This window comes from Pseudomonas resinovorans NBRC 106553 (assembly GCF_000412695.1).
GTDB lineage: Bacteria > Pseudomonadota > Gammaproteobacteria > Pseudomonadales > Pseudomonadaceae > Metapseudomonas > Metapseudomonas resinovorans_A.
Genome location: NC_021499.1, coordinates 4,185,515 through 4,207,902 on the forward strand (window position 1 = coordinate 4,185,515; position 22,388 = coordinate 4,207,902).

General features: G+C 66.5%; 16 protein-coding genes. 3 read left to right on the plus strand and 13 right to left on the minus strand.

Annotated features, from left to right (window positions below):
• Positions 1-137 precede the first annotated feature (137 nt).
• The 9 genes from PCA10_RS18965 to PCA10_RS19005 form a co-directional block, all read right to left on the minus strand.
• The gene (locus tag PCA10_RS18965; RefSeq protein WP_016493684.1) at positions 138-1,583 is read right to left on the minus strand and encodes a mannose-1-phosphate guanylyltransferase/mannose-6-phosphate isomerase; all 1,446 of its coding nucleotides are present in this window, start codon (positions 1,581-1,583) and stop codon (positions 138-140) included.
• Positions 1,584-1,690: 107 nt separating this feature from the next.
• Entirely contained in the window at positions 1,691-2,782 is a 1,092-nt protein-coding gene (locus PCA10_RS18970) for a mannuronate-specific alginate lyase (protein ID WP_016493685.1), read from the minus strand.
• A complete protein-coding gene (locus PCA10_RS18975; RefSeq protein WP_016493686.1) occupies positions 2,779-4,167 on the minus strand; it encodes an alginate O-acetyltransferase AlgX-related protein in 1,389 nt (462 codons plus the stop codon). Before PCA10_RS18975 ends, PCA10_RS18970 begins: the two co-directional genes overlap by 4 nt.
• A 4-nt stretch (positions 4,168-4,171) precedes the next feature.
• Positions 4,172-5,692, minus strand: a complete 1,521-nt coding sequence (algG, locus tag PCA10_RS18980) for a mannuronan 5-epimerase AlgG (protein WP_016493687.1) — start codon at positions 5,690-5,692, stop codon at positions 4,172-4,174.
• A 14-nt stretch (positions 5,693-5,706) separates the two neighbouring features.
• Positions 5,707-7,155, minus strand: a complete 1,449-nt coding sequence (locus PCA10_RS18985) for an alginate export family protein (protein WP_016493688.1) — start codon at positions 7,153-7,155, stop codon at positions 5,707-5,709.
• Positions 7,152-8,534, minus strand: a complete 1,383-nt coding sequence (locus PCA10_RS18990; protein WP_041770358.1) for a sel1 repeat family protein — start codon at positions 8,532-8,534, stop codon at positions 7,152-7,154. Before PCA10_RS18990 ends, PCA10_RS18985 begins: the two co-directional genes overlap by 4 nt.
• Complete coding sequence (locus PCA10_RS18995; protein ID WP_016493690.1) at positions 8,531-9,709, minus strand: alginate biosynthesis protein Alg44; 1,179 nt, start codon at positions 9,707-9,709, stop codon at positions 8,531-8,533. Before PCA10_RS18995 ends, PCA10_RS18990 begins: the two co-directional genes overlap by 4 nt.
• Positions 9,710-9,775: 66 nt before the next feature.
• Complete coding sequence (locus tag PCA10_RS19000; protein WP_016493691.1) at positions 9,776-11,257, minus strand: glycosyltransferase family 2 protein; 1,482 nt, start codon at positions 11,255-11,257, stop codon at positions 9,776-9,778.
• Between the two features lie 76 nt (positions 11,258-11,333).
• Complete coding sequence (locus PCA10_RS19005; RefSeq protein ID WP_016493692.1) at positions 11,334-12,644, minus strand: nucleotide sugar dehydrogenase; 1,311 nt, start codon at positions 12,642-12,644, stop codon at positions 11,334-11,336.
• Between the two features lie 625 nt (positions 12,645-13,269).
• On the opposite strand from PCA10_RS19005, the gene PCA10_RS19010 reads away from it, so the two are divergent.
• Positions 13,270-14,835, plus strand: coding sequence for a methyl-accepting chemotaxis protein (locus tag PCA10_RS19010; protein WP_041770855.1), 1,566 nt, complete (start codon positions 13,270-13,272; stop codon positions 14,833-14,835).
• Positions 14,836-15,448: 613 nt separating this feature from the next.
• Positions 15,449-16,780 (plus strand): alpha/beta fold hydrolase family protein, encoded by a 1,332-nt coding sequence (locus PCA10_RS19015; RefSeq protein WP_016493695.1) that lies wholly within the window; start codon positions 15,449-15,451, stop codon positions 16,778-16,780.
• A gap of 13 nt (positions 16,781-16,793) precedes the next feature.
• On the opposite strand, the gene PCA10_RS19020 is transcribed toward PCA10_RS19015, so the two are convergent.
• From PCA10_RS19020 to kynB, 4 genes are all read right to left on the minus strand, one after another.
• Positions 16,794-18,203: an amino acid permease gene (locus PCA10_RS19020; RefSeq protein WP_016493696.1), complete on the minus strand. Its 1,410-nt coding sequence runs from the start codon at positions 18,201-18,203 to the stop codon at positions 16,794-16,796.
• A gap of 33 nt (positions 18,204-18,236) precedes the next feature.
• Complete coding sequence (locus tag PCA10_RS19025; protein WP_016493697.1) at positions 18,237-19,553, minus strand: OprD family porin; 1,317 nt, start codon at positions 19,551-19,553, stop codon at positions 18,237-18,239.
• A gap of 86 nt (positions 19,554-19,639) precedes the next feature.
• Positions 19,640-20,890, minus strand: coding sequence for a kynureninase (kynU, locus tag PCA10_RS19030; RefSeq protein WP_016493698.1), 1,251 nt, complete (start codon positions 20,888-20,890; stop codon positions 19,640-19,642).
• 9 nt (positions 20,891-20,899) lie between these two features.
• Positions 20,900-21,541 carry an arylformamidase gene (gene kynB, locus PCA10_RS19035; RefSeq protein WP_016493699.1) on the minus strand — a complete coding sequence of 214 codons (642 nt, stop codon included), beginning with the start codon at positions 21,539-21,541 and terminating at the stop codon, positions 20,900-20,902.
• Positions 21,542-21,671: 130 nt separating this feature from the next.
• Between kynB and PCA10_RS19040 the strand changes: the two genes are divergently transcribed.
• On the plus strand, positions 21,672-22,148 hold the full coding sequence (locus PCA10_RS19040) for an Lrp/AsnC family transcriptional regulator (protein WP_016493700.1): 477 nt from the start codon (positions 21,672-21,674) through the stop codon (positions 22,146-22,148).
• The last annotated feature ends 240 nt before the right edge of the window (positions 22,149-22,388 follow it).

A 22,388-nucleotide genomic window follows, 5' to 3' on the forward strand; every position in this document is an offset into this window, starting at 1 on the left:
ACCCACCACCGCTCCCGGATTTCATCCGGGCTACGACTCCGTAGGGTGGATGGCGCTTTTCCATCCACCAGCGGTGCCAAGACGGACCACCGATGGTGGACCGGTGAAGCGTGGTCCACCCTACGACTGTGCCCTGGCTAACCCCGCACCACGCCCAGGTCCTGCACGTTGCGCCCGTAGACATCCTCCAGCCGCTCGATATCGTCCTCGCCCAGGTAGCTGCCGGACTGCACCTCGATGATCTCCAGGGGAATCTTGCCGGGGTTCGCCAGGCGGTGGACCGAGGCGATGGGGATGTAGGTGGACTGGTTCTCGGTGAGCAGGAAAGTCTTGTCGTCGCAGGTCACCCGCGCGGTGCCGGACACCACTATCCAGTGCTCGGCGCGGTGGTGGTGCATCTGCAGGGAGAGCTGGGCGCCGGGCTTCACGGTGATGTGCTTGACCTGGTGACGGGTCCCCGAGTCCACCGAGTCATAGCCGCCCCAAGGGCGATAGACCTGGCAATGGCTCTGGGTTTCCGAGCGGCCACTGGCATCCAGGGTGCCCACCAGCTTCTTCACGTCCTGCACCTTGTCCTTGTGGGCGATCATCACCGCGTCGCGGGTTTCCACCACCACCACATCCTCCATGCCCAGCAGGGTCACCAGCTTGGAGCTGCCGTGGACGTAGCAATTGTGGCTGTCATGGGACAGCACATCGCCCTTGAGCACGTTGCCGTCGCCGTCCTTGGCATTGACCTCCCAGAGCGACGACCAGCTGCCCACGTCGTTCCAGCCGGCGGAAAGCGGCACAACGCAGGCACGGGCGGTCTTTTCCATCACCGCGTAGTCGATGGAGTTGTCCGGGCAGCACTCGAAGGTGCCCGGGTCGATGCGCAGTACCTCGCGCTCGCCTTTGCTGCGCTCCAGCGCAAGCACACAGGTGTCGTAGATGTCCGGCTCATGGCTGCGCAACTCGTCCAGGTAGCGGCTGGCCCGGAACAGGAACATGCCGCTGTTCCAGTAGTAACCACCACTGCGCACGAATTCCGTGGCACGAACGCTGTCCGGCTTCTCGACGAACTGTTCGACCCGCAGGGCGCCGGGCGCCAGCGCCGCGCCGTCGCCCTCCCGCGCCGCCTTGATGTAGCCGAAGCCGGTTTCCGGACGCTCGGCGGGAATGCCGAACAGCACCATCTCGCCCTCCTCCGCCGCCGCCCGGCCGATCTCCAGGGCCTGGCGCAGGCCGCTTTCGTTGCTGATCACATGGTCGGCGGGCAGCACCAGCAGCAGCTCGTCACGGCCCTCGGCGAGCACCCGCAGGGCGGCGATGGCCACCGCCGGCGCGGTGTTGCGGCCGAAGGGTTCCAGCAACACCGCCTGGGCCGCCAGGCCGATGCCGGCCAACTGCTCGTTGACGATGAAGCGGTGCTCCTGGTTGCACACCACCATGGGCCGCTCGATGCCGTCGAAGCCCAGGCGCTGCAGGGTCTGCTGGAACAGCGTGCGCTCCCCGGCCAGGGCCAGGAACTGCTTGGGATAGAGCTTGCGCGACAGGGGCCAGAGCCGCGAACCACTGCCGCCGGACAGAATCACTGGAATCATGCTTGCCTCTCCTCTCAACCCGCGAATCCAACAGGGGCCGTGCCGTCTTCCCGACGACCCGGCCGGATCAAGCCTCCGGCACTCCCTGTGCCGGGCAAACGCATGTCTCAGTCACGCCCGCCGACCTGGGTCGGCGCGGCGAACAGCTGGGTGATGTCGCCACCCAGCCGGTAGGTCTTCAGCGGCTCGATGGAACGGCGCCAGGCCTCGGTGCTGGCGGCGCAGCGATAAAGCGCGCAATAGGGCTCCAGCCAGGCGAACTTGCCGTCCTCCTGGAGATCCTCCAGCTCCTGCTTGAAGCCGGTCTTGTCAGCGAACCGCTGCGGGTCCTCGATGCCCTGCTCCACCCGCGTGGCCAGGCGCTGGATGGCGCGGTGGTTGGCCTCGCGCAGGTCGATGCCGTTGGCCTGGGCGAAGGCCAGCATCATCAGCAGCGGCCCCATGCTGTAGTTGTGGTACGCCAGGGCACGGGTCTCGCGGTGCAGCTCGTTGGGCAGGTAGCCTTCGGCGTCCACCTGGGAAATACCGATCCGCAGTTGCGCCACGGACCACTCGAAGAGGTCACGGCGATCGACCACCACCGACGCGGCCATCACCGCCCAGGCGGCCCAGTACTGGTGGTTGTTCAGGCGCTCCAGAGGCTGGTCGCGCCAATCGTCCACCACCTGCTCGCCGAGACGGGCGATCCAGGCCTCGATGGGCCGGGTCTGCGCTTCGCGCCCGAGCAGGGGCTGGGAGCGGGAAAACTTCAACCGCAGGTAGGCCGAGGAAATACTGCCCAACGCCCACTTGCGCATGGACTTGCCGGTATGGGTGAACTCCCGGCTCAGCAGCGCCTCGGCCGCCGCCCACTGGCCCAGCCATTCCAGGGCGCAGTCCAGGTGCCCTTCGCGGCCCAGCCGCAGCCAGGCGGCCACCTGCTTGTTGACGGTCTTTTCCAGCACGCGGATCTGCTCGGCGCGGGCCTGGTAGCGCGCATTGGAATCGACGTTCAACTGGTCGCGGGCCGGGCCCGAGCCTTCGTACTTGCTGGGAATGTTCAGGTCGCCGACGTAAGGCCTGGCCACCACCGGGCACGTTTCCGCCGTGCCCTTCTTCAGCGTCGCCGGCAGGTAATAGCCGCCAGGCGGTACCAGCTCGGTGGCCATCCCCATTGCCGGCAGCACCAGCAACGCCAGCAACGCACCGACGCGGTTCACGACCCGGCTCCGGCCTGGGCGGTGCGCAGCTCGGGCCGCGCCTGGTCGCTGCGCGCCTTGCACAGCCGCGCGCTGAGCTCGCCCTGGCTGCCGCCCGGCATGGCCTGGACACTGAGGGCGAGGAAGGTCAGGTCGTCCCAGTCGGCATCCTCACGCAGTTCCAGCAGGAAGCGTCCCGGCCCGGTGCCGCGCTCGAACAGCAGGTTCTCCTGGCGGCCGTTCATGAAGGTCAGGGTGGCGCCCAGTTGCTGCACGTCCGGGGCTTCCAGTTGCAGCTCGATGCGGTAGTCGCTGCCACGGATCGGCAGCACCCCGTCGGCGCCGTTGAACAGCACCTGGCGGCTACCGCCGGCGAGGCCGGTACGCCCCTGGAGCAGCGCGGGCTGGCCGCTGCAGCCATCGCCCACGGCGGCGATCGCTTGCCGATAGAAGTTGCGTTGCATGAGGCTGTCGGCATCGTCCAGTTCCCAGACCAGCAGCTTGGGCGATTTCTTCCGGTAGTCGGCGCTCATCAGGTACTGCATCAGCGCGCTGGTGTGGCCGCCGCTGGCGAGGCTGGCATTGCGCACCGGCGTGCCCAGGTACTGCTCGAGGAAGCCGGCGAAGTTGAAGGCGTCGGCGCTGTTGCTGCTGCCCACCAGCACCACGTCGGCCTCCACCGCCGCCTCGGGCTCCAGGGGCCGGGTCACATAGCCCTGGACGAACTGCCGTGGGTAGCCGGTACCGCAGGCCATCTGGGCGGCCTTCTGCAGCGAACCGCTGCGGCCCACCAACCCCGCCGGCTGGCTGGCGTATGCCCCGTGGGGCAGCTGCGCCAGCGCCGGGATGCCCCGCGCCGTCTCGGCCACCAGGCGCGCGGTGCGTTCGGCGCCCTGGGGCGTCCAGTGCTGGTCGCCCTTGAAGTAGTAATCCGGGGTTCCGGCCTGGGCCTCCAGGAGGCTCGCCAGGTCAGGCACCCAGATATCCAGCTTGCGCAGGCGCGCCAGGGTCGCGCGGTAGTTCTCCCGCGCCTGGGCCTGGTCGAAGCGGGCGCGATCGGCCGGCTGCAGCTTGTCGCCGTGAATCAGCCCGCGACTGGGCGGGTAGACCACCAGCAACTCTGTGCCGTTGTGCTTCAGGGCATTGCGCAGGCGCTCCAGCTGCTTGTAGCTGTAGTCGTCCAGGCCGAACTGGCTGCGCAGGTCCTGGGCACGGCTGAACAGCCAGCCGTCGCGGGCCTCGACCAGGCCACCCAGGCCCGCCAGGCCGGGCAGGCTCGGATCGAGGCTGGCCGCCGCCGGGCACAGGCTGCAGCAGGCCTCGGCCTGGTAGGTCGGCGGCGCGGCGCGCAAGTCGCTGGCGGCCACCAGCAGAGTGGCCGCGATCAGGTAGGTAGCTCGGTTCATCGCCTCACTCCTTGCTGGCCAGGCTGCCGGCGGGCTCGATCAGCACCGCCCGCTGCTGGCGCAGCAGAATGTCCATGATTTCGCCCTGGTGTTCGCCCAGCAGGCCGCTGAAGGAAATGCCCGAGGATTTCTGCGGCGCGAGGATGTTCAAGCGGTACAGCTCGAGCCGGGTCGGCGAGTGCACCGAAATCGGACTGGAGCCGTTGCCCACCAGTTGGTCGCCGACGATGCGCAGCGACACCCTGGGATCGAAGGGGTCTTCCTCCAGGTCACGGTGGGTGCCACGCAGGTCCTTGATGTGGCCGTAGATGCCGGTGAGCTTGTTGGCCGCCAGGAGGTTGCCGTAGAGGCTCACGTCCAGGCTGTTGCGCACCCGGATGCCGTGCCGCTCGTTGTTCGTGCTGCGGTTCTGCCAGAGCAGGTTGTGCGGGCTTTCGTAGAGGGTGATGCCGTCGGACAGGTTCTTGTAGGTTTCGTTGAAGGCCACGACGTTGTTGACGCTGCTGCGGTCCAGGACGATGCCCGAGAGCTGGTTGTGGTGGGAGCGGTTGTTGATGATCCAGCTGTCGTTGACCTCGCGGGAAATGATGATGCCGTGTTTCTTGCGGGTCCCGAAGGCTTCGTTCTCGGCAATGATCAGCCGCCGCGAGCGGTCGTGGGGGTCGATGCCGTAGACGATGTTGTGCTCGTAGGTGTTGCCGCGTATCACCACGTCGTCGGCCTCGTAGCAGTAGAAGCCGTACCACATGTCGATGAAGCGCGAGTTCAGCAGCCAGCCGGTGGGCCGCGCGCGCCTCATCTTCGGCGCCATGCTCGGGCTGTACTGGGAGATGGAGAAGCCGTAGGCCTTGCTGGCGTCGTAGCCGAAGCTCTGGATCACGCTGTCGACCACATAGGTTTCGGTGCCGCCCCAGGCCAGGAAATACGGGCGGAACTCCTTGCCGTCGCGCCAGAACGCCGGGGTGCCCTCCTTCTCGCGCCAGGCGGTCACCCGGGTTCCGGTGATGAACATCCTCCCGTCGTTGACCAGGAAGGCACCGGCCTCCTGGGACAGGCGCAGCTCGCGGGTAGCGCGGTCGATATGCAGGGTGGCGCCAGGCCGCACGATGATCGGCAGACGCGCCAGGTAGACGCCGGGCTCGGTCTCGGCGAAGAGATTGTCTGGCAGCTGCCTGGCCAACTCGGCGGTGTTCAGGTAACCGTTCTCGATGAAGATCGCCTGGGGCATGCGCTTCTGCCGCACCACCCATTCCTTGAGGCGTTCGTCGCCGCCGATGAACTCGTCCAGGGCGTCCTCATGGAGCATGTCCTTGACCACCACCCGGCCCGCCGGCGGACGCTGGATCTTCGCTTCGACGGCGGCGGCGGTGTAGCCGGAAAGATCCGGCAGCGCGGGCGGGGCCATGTCCAGGGTCTCCCCGGGTTCCGCGCTGAGGCGGTAGCCGTCGGCAAGCATGTCGGCGCTGGCCAGGGTGCAGGCCAGCCAGCCGGCCAGCGCGAGTCCCACCTTGATCGTCCGTTGCATCGTCCCGTTCTCCGTCAAATGCGCCAGATGAAGTCGACAAAGGCGCGGTGCATGGTGGAATCCGCGTCATCGCCGTAGGCGTCGCCGGGGAAGAACAACCCCAGGCGCATGCGCACCAGCGCCGAGGGTTCGTCGACCCAATCCAGTCCCGGCGGCACCAGGCCGCCCTTGATGTAGTAGGTGGCGACCAGGTCGAGTTCCTGGCCGAGGTCCTTGTCGCCGTCCACCAGGTTGGCGCTGAGGCCGGAATCGCCGGTGGGCTGGTCGTCGTCCAGGCGCCAGAAGCGGTGGTAGACCAGGCTGGCGTCGTAGTCCTCGCGCGCCGCCAGAGAGCCATAGAGGGTGGCCACCTGGATGTTGGTCAGCTCGCCGCGAAACGCCTCGCCGAAGCGGTGCACGCGGGTGCGGGTGCCGGTGAAGCTGGAGCGGTTGCTTTCCAGGCCCGGCTGCACGAACTGCTCGGAGTCCCGGCCGTTGGAGTCGACGCCGCCGCTGCCACGGGCGTAGGCGCCGCCCAGCCGCCACTGGTCGTCGATATTCCAGCGCAAGCCCAGGTCCAGCGCCCAGGCATCCAGGTCGCCGCTGCGGCTGCCGGTGACCAGGGGCAGGCCGGAGGTGCTGCTCTGGGTGACGCTGTCCTGGTCGCCGGTGAGCCAGATGGCCTGGGCCCAGTAGTTGAACGGCAGCGTGGTGCGCGGGTTGAAGTAGTCGCCGTCGGCCTGCAGCCCCAGCCAGGTGAGGTCGCCGGTCTGGGTCTTGGACAGCGAGTCCAGCTCTTCGCCGACCCGCGCCAGGTGGCCGTCGTCGCGGCTGTGGTGGAGCTTGGCGCCGACGCTGTGGCCCGGCGCCCACTGGGTGGAAATACCCGCGAAGTAGTGCCGGCGGTCTTCGTCCTCGGGCGCCAGGTCGTCGATGTCGGTGCGGTATTCGCTGAAGCGCTCGGCCACGCCCAGGTTGGCCTTGAGCAAGGTGGTGTCGAACACCCAGTGCAGGGCTTCGATATTGGTGTCCCACCAGGTGCCTTCGTCGCTGCGTACCCGTTGCCGGCCAAAGCGCAGATGCTCGCCGGGGTAGGCGGTGAAGCCGCCGTAGTCGACCCAGAACTCGCGCATTGCCAGGTAGCTCTTGTCGGCTTCGCGGGCGTCGTCATCGTCCTCGCTGTCGGCCACTATGCTGTCCGACTCCAGGGTATCGGTCTCGATCACGTCGGTGGCGGCTACGCCCTGCCCCATGGTGTAGGCGCTCCAGTCGCCCCACTGGCCGTAGAGCCAGGGCCGCACATCCAGGCCGATGCCCTCGACATCGCCACCGGAGCGGGTGCCCAGGTCGCGGTCGTCCTCGGACTGGCCGGTGACCTTGATGTCCAGGCCGAAGTTGCGTGGTGCCTCCAGGGTTGCCGCCGCAACCTGGCCGCAGAGCAGCGAACCACCCAGGATGCCCCCCATCCAGCCCGTCACTTTCATAGCAGGTCCACTCCGTTCTGCAGCGGTTGAATACGGGCCAGGCGTACCGGGTCGACCACCTGCCGCGTGCCCTGTTCTTCCTCGAGGAGCTGCGCGGCGCGTTGTCGCTCGGCGGCACTCATGGCCGGTTCCAGGGTGGCCAGCAACCGGGTCGCCTCGGGTTGCGCCCGGCTCGCCGCCATACGCGCGAAGACGTAGGCGTTCACCCGATCCACCTTGACCCCGAGGGACTCGCTGAACATCTGCGCCAGGGCCAGGTCGGCCGTCGAATGGCCCGCGCGGGCCGCCAGCAGCAGGCGGTCCAGCGCGTCCTGGGGGCGTACCTCGCCCAGCAGGCCACGGCGATAGAGCTGCCCCAGGTAGTAGTTGGCCGCCGGCTGCTCGGCCGCGGCCCTGAGCAAATGGGCTTCGGCGAGATGCGGGTCCATCGGCAGCAGGCGCCCGTCGTAGTAGAGGCGTCCGGTGAGCAGCTCGGCGCGGCTGTCTCCCGCCCCACGGCCACGCTCCAGGTCGCCGAGCATTTCCTCAGTGCCGCCGAGGGCTGGGTAGTCGTAGAGCAGCTTGGCCAGGGACGCCCAGGCACCGGGGTAAGCCGGTGCGATCTCGTCCAGCAAGGCCTTGGCCAGGCTCAACTCGGCCGGCGCCGGGATACTCGGATCGGCGAGGGCCAGCGCCACCGATTCCACCCGCGTGGGCGGCACCAGGCTGGCCGCGTAGGCGCCGCGCAGGCGGGTCAGCAACTGCTCCATGGCCTCGGGCTGCTGGCGCAGGCGGTAGACGGTGGCCAACTCCAGGTAGCAGACATCCTGCAGGGCCAACTGCGCCTGGCACTTGGCCTCGATTTCGGCCAGGTGCGCGGTGTAGCTGCCCTGGCTGCGGTAGATGAGGATCTGCGCCAGCTCGGCTTCGCCGATCCCCTGGGCCCGCCAGCCATCCACCAGTTGCTGCGGGTCCAGGGCCGGCGACAGCTGCGGGTAGTTCAGGTAGAGCGTGGTCAGGGGCACCACGGCGCTGTACTCGCCCTGGGCGATGGCCTGGTTCAGCAGGCTTTCGGCCTCCTTGAGCTGGTCGTCGCTGGCGCCGCCCTGGCGCGACAGCAGCCGGCCGAGGCGCGACTGCGCACGCACCGAGCTGGGCGCAGCCTGGCGATACAGGCTTTCGGCCTCGGCCACCCGGCTGGGGTCGCGGCTGCCGGCCGCCATGTCGCCCAGGGCGGTCTGCGCATCGGCGTAGCCCTTGCCGGCCAGGGCCTCGTAGTTCTGCCGGGCGGTCTCGCTGTCACCGCGCGCCATGGCTTCGCGCGCAAGTTGCTGGTCGGGCAAGCCGGCGCAGCCCAGGAGCAGGCCGCAGCCCATCAAGGGCAGCAGGAGGGCCTTCATTTGCCGGCCGCCATGACCTTGTCCAGCAGCAGGTTGCCGGGCAGGCCGTCGATGGTCACTTCCGCCGGGCGCCCGGCCATCTCGGTGGCCAGGGGTTCGCTGGTGAGGATGGACACCCGCAGGTCCGAGGCCAGGCCGCCCTGCTGCAGGGTCACGGAGCTGATGTGACCCACGCGCGGGACGCTCTCGCCGGCCACCTGGACGTTCACTTCGGCCCCTGGCTGCACCTTGGCGAAGGTCTTGTAGGGGAAGCGCGCCTCGATGGTGGCCTGGCCTTCCAGCGGCAGCAGCTCGAACACCGGTGCGCCCTTGGCGGCCGGCTGGCCGTCGCCCACCAGCTGCGCCACCACGCGGCAATCGCAGGGGCTGGTGAGGGTGCCCTGCAGCGACTTGCTGAACAGGCGCTCGATGTTGTCCGGGGTCATCTGCCCTTCCGGCAGGTTGTTCTTCAGCACATCGAGCATGGTGGCGCTGAAGGTGGCCAGCGGCGCGCCCTTGGCCACTTCGCCGCCCACCTTCACCAGTGCCGCCTGCACCACGCCCTCGCGCGGCATGCTGACCACCTGGCTGGGCAGGTTGACCATGGCCGAGTCGGCATGGGTCACGAAATACAGCTGGTAGAGCTGGTTAAGGATGTAGGTGAAGGCGCCGACGCCCACCAGGAAGATCGCCAGGCTGAAGGTCAGGGCCCGCAGGCGCCCGAAGAAGCCCATGCCGCCGCCGGCGCCCTTGCCCTTGCGCGCCTTGGCGAAGTTGTCGCGCTGCAGGGTGTTGAGCATGTCGCCCATGGTCACCATCTCGCCGCTGGTGTAGGCGGTGATCAGGTAGCGCAGGGCCGCCACTTCACGGGGGCGCAGGTTGTGGAACTCGCAGCCCACGCGCTTGCCCTCGCCCTGCACCGAGCGAACCTGGAACTCGACGTCGATGGCCATGCCCAGGCCATCCACCTGGAACACCAGCTTGCCCTTGTGGTGCGAGCCCTCCTTCAGCGCGTGGGCGCTATTGGCAAAGCTGAAGCCGCCAGCGGAGAGATCCAGCAGCTCGCTCTCCAGTGTCTCGCGGTTGGGGCCGAGGAATCGCACCTTGGCCGGCATCTTGAGGCGCGCGTACTGACGCTGGGCCTCGGACTCGTGGACGATGTTCGAATTGCTGGCAACACCCGTGGCTGTGCTCATTGTTCCATTCCTTCCCGACTCGGATTTGTCCCCTGCCGGGCCGACCGCTCCGTCGGCCCCGCCCCCTTACACAACACTCACAAGCACGGCCAGGAATACGCTGACCGCGGAAAACGTCATGGCCCGTGACGACCAGGCGTTGAACCAGCTCTGGAAGGTCGCCAGGCCCCGTTCCAGCCTGGTGTTCTGCCGCGTCCAGGACTGCCGGTCGAGACGGAAGAACACGTAGACCTTCACCATGGCGCCGAGCACCTGGTTGTAATAGAGAATCAGCGGATAGGCCGGCCCGACCGGGTGCCCGGACGCCACCAGCAGCAGCGTCAGCGCCAGGCGCGTCATGCCGATCCAGAGCAGGTAGATCAGCAGGAACTGGATGCCGTACTTGAGGCTGGCGATGATCGCCACGGCCGGGCCCAGCAGGCTGGTCCACATGGCCACGCGCTGGTCCGCCAGCACCAGGCAGGTGAACCAGCCGAGACGGCGCGGCCCGAGGCTCAGGGCGCGGGAGTTCTGCCGCAGGTTGTTGCCGTACCAGCGGAACATCAGCTTGCGGCTGGCCTTGAGGAAGCTCTTCTCCGGCGGGTGCTCCACCGTGTTGATCGCCGCGTCCGGCACGTAGAAGGTGTCGTAGCCCAGGCGCATCAGGCTGTACCAACTGGACTTGTCGTCGCCGGTGAGGAACTGGAAGCGGCCCAGGCGCCAGTGGTCCAGGTGATCGCTCTCGACGTCGGCGATGAAGCCGGGGTTGGTCACCACCTGGGCGCGAAACACCGACATCCGCCCGGTCAGGGTCAGCACCCGGTGCGACAGGGCCATGGAGCACATGTTGATGTGGCGCTGGGCGAAGCGCAGCTTGTGCCACTCGCTCATGACGTAGCCGCCGCGCACCTCGCAGAACTCGTTGGTGGTGAGCCCGCCGACCTTGGGCAGCAGCCGGAAATACGGCACCGTCCGACGGATCACGCCCGGGGTCAGCACGGTGTCGCCATCCACCACCGCCACCACCGCGTCGTCATCCGGCAGGTGCCGGGAAATGGCACGAAAGCCGTAGGCCAGGCCGTCGCGCTTGCCGGTCCCGGCGATGCGCACGAAGTCCAGGCTGACATGGGCCGGTGGATCGAGCTTGCGCCACAGGCTTTTGACCAGCAGCTCATCGGACATCTCCACCAGGGAGCAGACCACCGTGGCCGGATAGCCGCAGGCGATGGCTTCCTCGATCACCGAGCGGTAGACCTCGGCGGTGGTGAGCGCATCGATGCGAAAGCTCGTCACCAGCAGGAAAACGTGGGACGGATCGGCCGCCTCCCCCAGCTTGCGCGCCTGACGCCGATACCAGGGGAACACCAGGTAGAGAAACAGCAAGCCGCGCAGGTAGTGGATGGCGCCCATGGAGTAGCGCCAGATGCCCACCGCCCCCAGCAACAGCAGGAAATCCCGGGACTCCGGGTCGAACACCGATTGCGGCATGGCCAGGGCCAGCAGCATCAGTGCGGTGCAAAACACCATCCAGCCGGCGCCTTCGCGCAGGCCGCGTGCCAAAGCTTCCATCCCCATCGCCCTCCAGAAAGGGGCCAGGCCCCTGCCCGGCCACGCCGGAATCAGGGGCTGGCGCCCGGGCATTTCCCTACCAGCAGATGCCTTCCATGCCGGCGCAGCTGCGCTCTTTCATGAAGCCCACCAGGTCGACCACCGTCTTGCCCGGCGCCACCTTCTCCACCAGGCTGGCGAAGTGCGGATCGCCGTTGCCGAGGACGATGACGTCGGCCCGCGCCACCACCTCGTCCAGGTCGGACCGCAGCAGCGAGGAGACGTGGGGAATCTTCGATTCGATGTAGTCCTTGTTGGCGCCGTGGACGCGGGCGTACTCGACGTTGCGATCGAAGATGTGCAGGTCGAAGCCCTTGCCGATGAGCATCTCGGCCAGCTCCACCAGGGGGCTCTCGCGCAGATCGTCCGTGCCGGCCTTGAAGGACAGACCGAGCAGGCCGATGCGGCGTTTGTCGTGGCTGGCGATCAGGTCGAAGGCGCGCTCCACCTGGACCCGATTGCTGCGCATGATCGAGTGCAGCAACGGATGCTCGATATCCAGTTGGCCGGCGCGATAGGTCAGCGCCCGCACATCCTTGGGCAGGCAGGAGCCGCCGAAGGCGAAGCCGGGACGCATGTAGTACTTGGAGAGGTTGAGCTTGTGATCCTGGCAGATCACCTCCATCACCTCACGGCCATCGACACCGACCGCCTTGGCGATATTGCCGATCTCGTTGGCGAAGGTGACCTTGGTGGCGTGCCAGACGTTGCAGGTGTACTTGATCATCTCCGCGACTTCGATGCCCTTGCGGATGATCGGGGCGTCCAGTTCCTGGTAGATGGCCTGCAGCAGGTCGCCGGAGGTCTGGTCCAGCTCGCCTATCACCGTCATGGCGGGATAGTCGTAGTCCTTGATGGCGGTGCTTTCACGGAGAAACTCCGGGTTGACCGCCACACCGAAATCGATGCCGGCCTTCATCCCCGAGCAGCGCTCGAGCATGGGCACCACTACGTTCATCACCGTGCCCGGCAGCACGGTGCTGCGCACCACCACCGTGTGGCGCGAGCCCTTCTCCGGCAGCACGCTGCTGATCTGCTCGCAGACCTGGGCGATGTAGGACACGTCCAGGTCTCCATTCTTCTTGCTCGGCGTCGGTGCGGCGATAAAGGAAATATCGGTGGCCAGCACCGCTTCGCGCACATCCAGCGTGCCGCGCAGCCTGCCGCTGGCCACGCCCTGCTGGAGCAACTCCTCCAGGCCAGGCTCGACGATGGGCGATTTGCCCTGGTTGATCATGTCGATCTTCACCGCGGCGATGTCCACCCCGACTATGTCGTGGCCCCGCGCCGACAGGCACCCCGCGCAAACCGCCCCCACATACCCCAATCCGAAAATACTGATGCGCATTGCACGACCCCCTGGGCTAATGGCCAATCCGGACCTCGCCGCAAAGGTGCGAGCATCCAACTCGTACATGACTCGAAGGCACGGCAGGATTCTTGGCGGGGAGCTGCAAGGCAAACCTCACCGCAACTTGAAAGCACAACAGCCGTAAAGCGGAAGACAACTTGCACAGAGCAAATCGAGTGCCACACAGGCACACAGATAAACACCTGAAGATTTCAAAATTAATAATCAATATAAAACAGTCAATTAACCTGAAACCCATCAACCACAGGCTTTTGACGCCAAAATAATCGGCACCAAAAGCTGGCACAAACCAACTTGAGGCCTGTTTAGAGTGCAAACCAAGAGGAGTTATTGATTAACCAAAAGAGCAACCAGAATTGCGCCATATATCTGCCGGCATTTTTCCGACACAACTCAAACAGCCAAACTACGGGAAGCATTTAGATATCGCCGCATAAACAGCGCCAAAAAACAAAGCGGATATTCAGGAGGGAAAGGAAAGGCGGCAAGGCACGCGCGGACAGCAGCTTCGGTGGGAACCAAGTAGACTGCGCGCGAAAGAAAAGGCTCAACCTTAGCGCCTGGATGCCGATAGAAGCTGTAAGCCTTGCGGATGGACACCATGAGAAACAACCAACCTGTTACCCAGCGGGAACGTAGCTTCCCCGCCCAGCAACGCCTGATTTCCACCACGGACAGCAAGGGCGTCATCACTTACTGCAACGAAGCCTTCGTCGACATCAGCGGCTACAGCCGCGACGAGCTGATCCACTCGCCGCACAACCTCGTGCGCCATCCGGACGTGCCATCGGCCGTGTTCGCCCACATGTGGTCGACCCTGAAGAAGGGCCGCCCCTGGATGGGCGTGGTGAAGAACCGCTGCAAGAACGGCGACTACTACTGGGTCAACGCCTACGTCACGCCGATCTTCGACGGCAGCCAGGTCACCGGCTACGAGTCGGTGCGGATCAAGCCGACCGCCGAACAAGTGCGCCGCGCGGAAAACCTCTACCAGCGCCTGAACGCCGGCAAGGCCGCCATCCCCGGCCGCGACAAATGGCTGCCGGTGCTGCAGGACTGGCTGCCCTTCATCCTGATCAGCCAGATCGGCTTCCTCATCGGCGCCTGGCTGAACTCCCACTGGGGCTTCCTGCTCGCCGCGCTGCTCTCGGTGCCGCTGGGCCTGGTCGGCCTGATGTGGCAGAACCGCGGCCTCAAGCGCCTACTGCGCCTGGCCGAGCAGACCACCTCCGACCCGCTGATCGCGCAGATGTACACCGACAGCCGTGGCGCCCAGGCGCGCCTGGAAATGGCCATGCTCAGCCAGGAAGCCCGCCTGAAGACCTGCCTGACACGCCTGCAGGACACCGCCGAGCACCTCACCCAGCAAGCCCGCCAGGCCGATACCCTGGCCCACAACAGCTCCGAGGGCTTGGAACGCCAGCGGGTGGAAACCGAGCAGGTGGCCACCGCGGTCAACCAGATGGCCGCCACCACCCAGGAAGTGGCCACGAATGTGCAGCGCACCGCCGACGCGACCCAGCAGGCCAATCGCCTGACCAGCGAGGGCCGCAACATCGCCGCCGAAACCCGCGAGGCCATCCAGCGCCTGTCGCAGTCGGTGGGCGAAACCGGCGAAACCGTTACCCGCCTGGCCCAGGACAGCAATGAAATCGGCGGTGTGGTGGATGTGATCAAGGGCATCGCCGACCAGACCAACCTGCTGGCGCTCAACGCCGCCATCGAAGCGGCCCGCGCCGGCGAGATGGGTCGCGGCTTCGCCGTGGTGGCCGATGAAGTGCGCCAGCTGGCGCAACGCACGGCGGAGTCCACCGGGCAGATCCACCAGTTGATCGCCCAGCTGCAGAAGACCGCCGAGGAAGCCGTGCACACCATGGAAAACGGTCGTCGCCAGGCGGACGAAGGTGTCGAGCGCGTACTCCAGGCCGACCAGGCGCTGGTGGGCATCAGCGAAGCGGTGGCCAACATCGCCGACATGGCCGACCAGATCGCCGCCGCCACCGAGGAACAGAGCGCGGTGGCCGAGCAGATCAACCAGAGCATCAGCAGCATCGCCCACCTGGCCGACCAGACTTCGGACGAAGCCCAGCGCACCGCGCTGCTCAGCGAGGAACTGACCCATACCGCCCAGGGGCAGTACTCCCTGGTGGACCGGTTCAATCGCTGAACCGGCAATAGCAAAAGGGCGCCGTGAGGCGCCCTTTCTCATTGGCTCGTTGCGGAGTTCCGGGGAAGGGCTGTTCAGGCTGGATTGGCGATTTTGTGTGAGTGCCCAAACTGGCTCCCAGCTGCCGGATACCACCCTCTCCCCCGCCCCTCTCCCGAAGGGCGAGGGGTGACTCGCGCCGGCGAGGCACAAACCAACCTGATGCGAACTGCAGCCTGAAACGAAGCAGAGAAGATGACGCCGCGCCAAACGCCCCTTCAGGAGGCCGAGCGGAATCGTTGCGTAGGGGGATGAGCGGCATGGATGCCGCGAGAGGCGTGTGGGGCCATGGATGGCCCCTCACGCCGTGCCCCCGGAGCGACGATGTAGCGAGGGAACCCGGCGCAGCCGGGCCGGATGTCGGGGCAAGCCCTTTGCTTCCTTTGGGGTGGGCGGCACTCCGTCGACTGCCAAAGGGAGTCGCCCGGGAAGGCGAAACAGAAACCCGCAGCCCGCTCGGAAAGCAGCTGGGCAAAAGCCCGAAGCACCGGATTGCCCCCGCGCCTTGTTGTAATCGACTTGTTGAACCAGAATTTTTTCGACTTCAGGCCGTAGCCCATTCAGGAACTCGTCGATGCTGAACTCGCGCCTTGCCGTTCTGCTATGCGGACTGCTCATCAGCGCCGCAACCCTGGCCCAGGATGTGGACCCGGCCAGCTACGGCTTCCCGCTGGAGAACCCCTTCGAGGCGACCATAGTGACCAGCCCGCCCCGGCTGCGCCCCGAACTGCCGTCGAGACGGACGATCACCCAGTCCGACTACCGCCTGGACGAGCAAACGACGCGGGAGTTCACGCCGCAGTCGAACTTCTGGGCGGTGAACCGCCTCAGCTACCGCCTGGCCCGGCAGCCCCATGCCGCGCCCCTGGTGTTCGTCATCGCCGGCACCGGCGCCAACTACTCCGGCCGGACCCCGGAGTTCCTGAAGCGGCTGTTCTATGGCGATGGCTATCACGTCGTGCAGCTTTCTTCGCCCACCAGCTACGACTTCATGGTTGCCGCATCGCGCAACGCCACCCCGGGGATTTCCAGCGCCGATGCCGAGGACCTGTACCAGGTGATGCGCGCCATTCGCGCCCAGCACCCCGACCTGCCCGTCACCGAGTTCCATATGGTGGGCTACAGCCTGGGCGGGTTGAACGCGGCCTTCATCAGCCACCTCGACGAAAGCCGGCGCGCGTTCAACTTCAAGAAGGTCCTGCTGATCAACCCGCCGGTGAACCTCTACACCTCGATCAGCAACCTGGACCTGCTGGTCCAGGCCAAGGTCAACGGCCTCAAGGACAGCACCTTCTTCGACATGCTGCTGACCCGCCTGGCCACCTTCTTCAAGGAGCAGGGCTACATCGACCTCAACGACGCACTGATCTACGACTTCCAGCGCTCCGACCAGCGCCTTTCGGATGAAGAGATGGCAATGCTGATCGGCTCGGTATTCCGCTTGTCGGTCACCAACCTGGTGTTCACCTCCGACGCGCTCAACCACAGGGGCCTGGTAACCCCGGCGAACCTGCAGATCAACCAGGGCACCAGCCTCACGCCCTTCATGAAGCTCGCCCTGCAATGCAATTTCGACTGCTACCTGCACCAGCAGGTGCTGCCGTTCTGGCGCGCCCGATTCAGGAATGGCGCCCAGCCGCGCGACGACGATGTGGAGCAATTGAACCAGCAGGTCAGCCTCTATGCCCTGGAAAGCTACCTGCGCGACAACCGCAAGCTCGGCGTGATGCACAACACCGACGACTTCATCCTCGGCCCCGGCGACCTGGGTTTCCTGCGGCGCACCTTCGGCGACCGCCTGACCCTCTACCCCCGTGGCGGACACTGCGGCAACCTCAATTACCGGGACAATAGTGCCGCCATCCTGGCGTTCTTCCGCGACCAACCGCCCCTGGCGCAACGCTGATCGCGGAACGCCGTCAGGCCTCCTGCGCCTGGGCCGAAACGGCCTGGGCATTGCCCCGGAAGTACAGGCGGTAGGACAAGGCCAGCAACGCCAGGAAGGGCACGCCGAACACCAGGGTCATGCGGAAGGCCGGCACGAAGGCCGTGGTCAGCAGGATCGCCACCATCAGCGCCAGGCCCAGCAGGGTCAGCCCCGGGAAGCCCCACATGCGGAACGCCAACCGTCCCCCGCCGTTGCGCTCGTTGTAGCGGCGGAAGCGGTAGTGGGTGAAGAAGATCATCATCCAGGCGAACAGGGCACCGAAGATCGAGAGCGCGATCATCAGCATGAAGGACTGTTCGGGGAACGCCAGATGAACCAGGGTGGCCAGGGCCACGCCGCTGCAGGACAGCGCCAGGGCGTTCAGCGGCACACCGGCTGAGCTGAGTCGGCCCATGGCCTTGGGTGCATAGCCGGCACGGGAAAGGCTGAACATCATCCGTGTGGTGGTGTAGAGCTGGCTGTTCATCGCCGAGAGCGCCGCCACCAGGATCACGAAGTTGATCAGGCCGGTGGCGCCGGGAATACCCACCTGCTGCATCACGCTGACGAAGGGGCTCTGGCCGCCCTGCCCCGCCTGGTTCCAGGGCACCATGGCGAGAATCAGCGTCAGGGTCAGCAGGTAGAACACCACCAGCCGCACCATGGTCACGCGGAACGCCTGCTTCACCGCCTTCTCAGGCTCCTCCGCCTCGCCGGCGGCCACCGCGATCATCTCGATGCTGAGGTAGCTGAAGATGGCGATGATCACCGCGATCCATACGCCGGACAGGCCGTTGGGCAGGAAGCCGCCATGCTCGACGTAGTGCTGGAAGCCGTATTCCGGGTGGGAGCCGCCGAACACCAGCCAGGCACCCAGCAGGATGAAGGCGAGGATGGCGCTGATCTTGATCGCCGAGAACCAGTACTCGAAATGGCCGAACGCCTTGACGCTGATGGCGTTGCTGAGGATCAGCGCGGCGGAGAACAGGAGGATCCAGATCCACCCCGCCACGTCCGGGAACCAGTACTTCATGTACAGCGCGATGGCGGTCACCTCGGTGCCCACCGCCAGGACGATGGCGGCCCAATAGGCGTAGCGCACCAGGAAGCCGGCCAGCGGGCCGACGTAGTACTCGGCGTAGGCGCCGAAGGAGCCGGAGGTGGGATGGGCCACGGTCATCTCGGCCAGGCAGCCCATCAGCAGCAGCGCGATGAGCGCGCCGATGGCGTAGCTGATCAGCACGCCCGGCCCGGCGAAGCCGATGGCGAAGCTGCTGCCCATGAAGAGCCCGGTGCCGATGGCGCCACCGATGGCGATCATGCTCATCTGCGCCGAGGTGAGCTGGCGCTTGAGGCCCTGCTCGCGAGCCGCGATAGCGGCGAATCCAGTCTTGTTGGTCATCTCGTGCCTCGAATCTTGTCGTTATGGAAGGCGTCAGAGGAGCTGCAGCGGGTAATCGATTATCACCCTCAGCTCGTTGTTGTCGGCGGTGTCGGCGCGGGCCACCTCGGCGCTTGAGCGGATGCTGGCCTGGCGCAGGCGCACGGAGAGGTCCCTGGCCGGCCCGGACTGCACCAGGTAGCGCAGCTCGACATCCCGCTCCCAGCGCTTGCCGTCTTCGCCGTAACGGCCGTAGGCGCCGTTGGGCCCACCCTGGTAGCGGCTGTCGTCGATGTGGTCGCCGCTGACGTAGCGGCTCATGAAGCTCAGGCCGGGGACGCCGAAGGCGGCCAGGTCGAGGTCGTAGCGCACCTGCCAGGAGCGCTCGTTGGGGCCGTTGAAGTCCAGCACCTGTACCGAGTTGGCGAGGAAGATCGACGCACCGCTCTGGCGGTCGAAGCCCAGGTAGTCGAAGGGCTCGTCGCCATGTACGCGCTGGTGCGCCAGGCTCAGGGCGTGCGGGCCCTGGGCGTAGCGGACGGTGGCGGACCAGGCGGTGTTGTCGATCTCGCCCGCCAGCTGCCGCCCCTGGTCCTCGGTGCGGTAGAGGTTGAAGTCGAAACTCAGCGCTCGCCCGGCGTCCAGTTGCAGGCGCCGGCTGGCGTTGAAGTAGTACTGGTGCCAGATGTCGTCGAAGCGCGACCCATAGGCCGAGAGGCTGGTGCCGTTGTCCGGCGCCCACAGCAGGCCGGCGTAGTCGACCCGCCGGGTTTCCACCTGGGCATAGAGGGCCTTGAGGGCGCCGTCGCTGTTGGTGGAGTTGCCGTCGTTGCCGGCGGTGAAGTGGCCGGCGTCCAGCAGCAGGTCATCGAACTCCCGGCTGTTGAGGGAGAAGCCTATGGCCATGGGGGTGAACAGGCGCGCATTGCCGGTGCCGAACACCGGGTTCAGCGGCGCCAGGCTGCCGTACTTGAGCTCAGTGCGCGACAGGCGCAGCTTCACCGCGCTGCCCAGTTCGGAATACTCGTCCTCGGGACGGCCGCTGGAGTCCACCGGCAGCAGGTCGGTACCGGTGCGCCCACGGCCGCTGTCGAGCTTCAGGCCGAGGTTGGCGTAGGCGTCGATGCCGAAACCCACGGTGCCTTGGGTATAGCCGGACACATAGTCCAGCGACATGCCGTGGGCCCATTCCTCTCGGTAGTTCTGGCCGCCCGGGTTGTTCAGGTAGTTGCGATGGAAATAGAAATTGCGCTGGTTCAGGACCAGCTGGCTGTCCTCGAGGAAACCCGCCTCGGCCGCCCCGGCCGACAGGTGGGGACCGAGGGCGCCGAGCAACAGTAATGGGCACGCGGACAAGGGATACAGCTTCATGGATCGGACCTCTTATTGTGCTTATCGGGTCGAGGCTGGGCGCCTTCCCTGGGGATGGCGCCCGGGCAAGGGCTTGTCGATCGGGTTCAGGTCACTTGCTTGCGGGTCATGAAGCGCTCCTCGCGCCAGGCACCGCTGTCGAGGATGTCGCCGAGGATCTCCGCGGCGTCCCAGACGTCGGTCAGGCGGGTATAGAGGGGGGTGAAGCCGAAGCGCATGATGCGCGGCTCACGGTAGTCGCCGATGACGCCCCGCTCGATCAGGGCCTGGATCACGGCGTAGCCCTCGGGATGCTCGAAGCTCACGTGGCTACCACGGCGGGCGTGCTCCAGGGGGGTCACCAGGGTCAGCGGATGAGCGCCGCAGCGCGCCTTCACGCGGGCGATGAACAGGTCGGTCAGTGCCAGGGATTTTTCCCGCAGGGCCTGCATGTCGGTCTTGGCGAAGGTATCCAGGCCACACTCCACCAACGCCAGGGAGGTGATGGGCTGGGTCCCGCAGAGGTAGCGGCCGATGCCCGGCGCCGGCTCGTAGCGGGGCTCCATGCCGAACTGCCGGGCGTGCCCCCACCAGCCGGACAGCGGCTGCCAGACCAGCTCGCGCAGGGCCGGGGCGACCCAGACGAAGGCCGGCGAGCCCGGGCCGCCGTTCAGGTACTTGTAGGTGCAGCCGATGGCGTAGTCGGCGCCGGCGCCCTTGAGGTCCACCGGAACGGCCCCCACGGAGTGGCACAGGTCCCAGATGGTCAGGGCGCCGCACTCGTGGGCCAGGGCGGTGAGCGCGGCCATGTCGTGGAGGTAGCCGGTCTTGTAGTTGACCTGGGTGATCATCACCACGGCGGTGTCGGAGCCGATGGCGGCCGGCAGGTCTTCGGGCCGGTCCACCAGGCGCAGGCTGTAGCCCTGCTGGAGCATGTCGGCCAGGCCTTCGACCATGTAGATGTCGGTGGGGAAGTTGCTGGCCTCGGTGACTATCACCTTGCGCGACGGATCACGGTCGGCCTGCACGCGCAGGGCCGCCACCAGCACCTTGAAGAGGTTGATGGAGGTGGTGTCGGTGACCACCACCTCATCCTCGCCGGCACCGATCAGCCGGGCCAGCTGGTTACCCAGGCGCTCGGGCAGGCCACGCCAGCCGGCGCTGTTCCAGCTGCCGATGAGACCTTCGCCCCACTCCTCGGCCAGCACCTGGCGGGCCCGTTCCACGGCGGCCTTCGGGCGTGCGCCGAGGGAGTTGCCGTCCAGGTAGATCACCTCTTCGGGCAGGCTGAACGCCTCCCGCAGCTCGGCCAGGGGGTCACAGGCGTCGAGCGCCAGGCAGTCTTCTCTTGTCATCATGTTCGGATCCTAAACAGGCAGGCGACGCAGCACGGCGCGGACCGGGCTGGCGTCGAGGTGGGTGAATTTCAGCGGGAGGGCGATCAGCTCGTAGTCGCCGGGCGGCACCTCATCGAGCAGCAGGCCTTCGAGGATGGCCATGCGCTGGCGCGCCACCGCGTGGTGGGCGTCGAGGCACTTGCTGTCCTGGGGGTCCAGCGAGGGCGTATCGGTGCCCACCAGGCACACGCCATGGCGGGCCAGCAGCTCGATGCTCTCGGGGGCGATCGCGGCAAACTCACTCGGCCAGGCATCCAGCGGCGCGCGCCTCCAGGTGCGGATCAGCACCCGGGGCGGCACCCCGTCGAGATGCGCGGCCAGGTGCTGCGGACGGACGCAATCGCCCGCCTCCAGGCAGTGGATGACACGGCAGGGGCCGAGATAAGGCGCGAGGTCCACGGCGCCTATGGCGGCGCCATTGTCGTCGTAGTGCAACGGTGCGTCGGCATGGGCCCCGGTATGGGGTGAGAGGATGATGCGTCCGACGTTGACCGGGCAGTGTTCGTCGATCCGCCAGCAGCGTTCCTCCTGGAACGGCGTATCGCCCGGCCAGGTCGGGGTACCACTGTCCAGTGGTGGGCTGATATCCCACAGGTGCTCGTCGTCGCGCATGATCTTCTCCTCGGAAAGCGGGAAAATCATGCGTCAGGTGCGATCGAATTTTCGTGCTATCTGTGCGACGCTAGCGCCAGCTTTTCGCAGATAATTTCAATCAGAAGGCTATTCGGAGAATATTCCTCAATTGACCCTGGACAGCACCGACCTGCGTATCCTGCTCTGCCTGCAGCAGAACGGGCGCATCAGCAATCAGGAACTGGCGGAGAAGGTCGCACTGTCGCCGTCGGCTTGCCTGCGCCGCCTGCGCATCCTGGAGGACGACGGCATCATCCGTGGCTACCGCCCCCTGCTGAACGCCGAGCGCCTGGGCATCGAGCTGGAAGCCCTGGTGCACGTCTCCATGCGCCAGGACGAGGAAGGCTGGCACGAGCGCTTCGTCCAGCAGGTGCAGGGCTGGCCCGAGGTGGTCAGCGCCTACATAGTCACCGGCCACAGCAACTACGTGTTGCGGGTGCAGGCACGCAACCTCAAGCAGTTCTCCGACTTCATCGTCAACCGCCTCAACCGCGCCAACGGGGTCACCGACATCCGCTCGGAGATCATCCTGCAAGCCATCAAGGAAGGCGGCGGCGTGCTCGACCTGCTGGCGGCGCGCAAGTAGGGCGGCGGGGGTCAGTCCGTAGCCCGGATGCAATCCGGGGAATTCCGCACCACCGCTCCCGGATTTCATCCGGGCTACCGGGCTGGCCTGGTCGATCAGGTTCTCGCGGAACAGTGTCAGCGTCTTCTGCAGCTGGTCGATGCGCTCCCGCTGCGCCTCCAGGCGCCTGCGATTGAGGCTGTAGCCCTGGAGCAGGTGCTCCTTGAGCACGCCGTTGGCCCAGATGCGGAAGCGGGTGCC

Excerpts from the sequence above, each read along its gene's own strand:
- PCA10_RS19025 (WP_016493697.1), bottom strand. The coding sequence starts at position 19,553 with ATGAAGCTGTATCCCTTGTCCGCGTGCCCATTACTGTTGCTCGGCGCC.
- PCA10_RS18965 (WP_016493684.1), bottom strand. The coding sequence starts at position 1,583 with ATGATTCCAGTGATTCTGTCCGGCGGCAGTGGTTCGCGGCTCTGGCCC.
- PCA10_RS19020 (WP_016493696.1), bottom strand. The coding sequence starts at position 18,203 with ATGACCAACAAGACTGGATTCGCCGCTATCGCGGCTCGCGAGCAGGGC.
- PCA10_RS19000 (WP_016493691.1), bottom strand. The coding sequence starts at position 11,257 with ATGGAAGCTTTGGCACGCGGCCTGCGCGAAGGCGCCGGCTGGATGGTG.
- PCA10_RS18995 (WP_016493690.1), bottom strand. The coding sequence starts at position 9,709 with ATGAGCACAGCCACGGGTGTTGCCAGCAATTCGAACATCGTCCACGAG.
- PCA10_RS18990 (WP_041770358.1), bottom strand. The coding sequence starts at position 8,534 with ATGAAGGCCCTCCTGCTGCCCTTGATGGGCTGCGGCCTGCTCCTGGGC.
- PCA10_RS19015 (WP_016493695.1), top strand. The coding sequence starts at position 15,449 with ATGCTGAACTCGCGCCTTGCCGTTCTGCTATGCGGACTGCTCATCAGC.
- PCA10_RS19005 (WP_016493692.1), bottom strand. The coding sequence starts at position 12,644 with ATGCGCATCAGTATTTTCGGATTGGGGTATGTGGGGGCGGTTTGCGCG.
- PCA10_RS18975 (WP_016493686.1), bottom strand. The coding sequence starts at position 4,167 with ATGAACCGAGCTACCTACCTGATCGCGGCCACTCTGCTGGTGGCCGCC.
- algG (WP_016493687.1), bottom strand. The coding sequence starts at position 5,692 with ATGCAACGGACGATCAAGGTGGGACTCGCGCTGGCCGGCTGGCTGGCC.
- kynB (WP_016493699.1), bottom strand. The coding sequence starts at position 21,541 with ATGCGCGACGACGAGCACCTGTGGGATATCAGCCCACCACTGGACAGT.
- PCA10_RS19010 (WP_041770855.1), top strand. The coding sequence starts at position 13,270 with ATGAGAAACAACCAACCTGTTACCCAGCGGGAACGTAGCTTCCCCGCC.
- kynU (WP_016493698.1), bottom strand. The coding sequence starts at position 20,890 with ATGATGACAAGAGAAGACTGCCTGGCGCTCGACGCCTGTGACCCCCTG.
- PCA10_RS18985 (WP_016493688.1), bottom strand. The coding sequence starts at position 7,155 with ATGAAAGTGACGGGCTGGATGGGGGGCATCCTGGGTGGTTCGCTGCTC.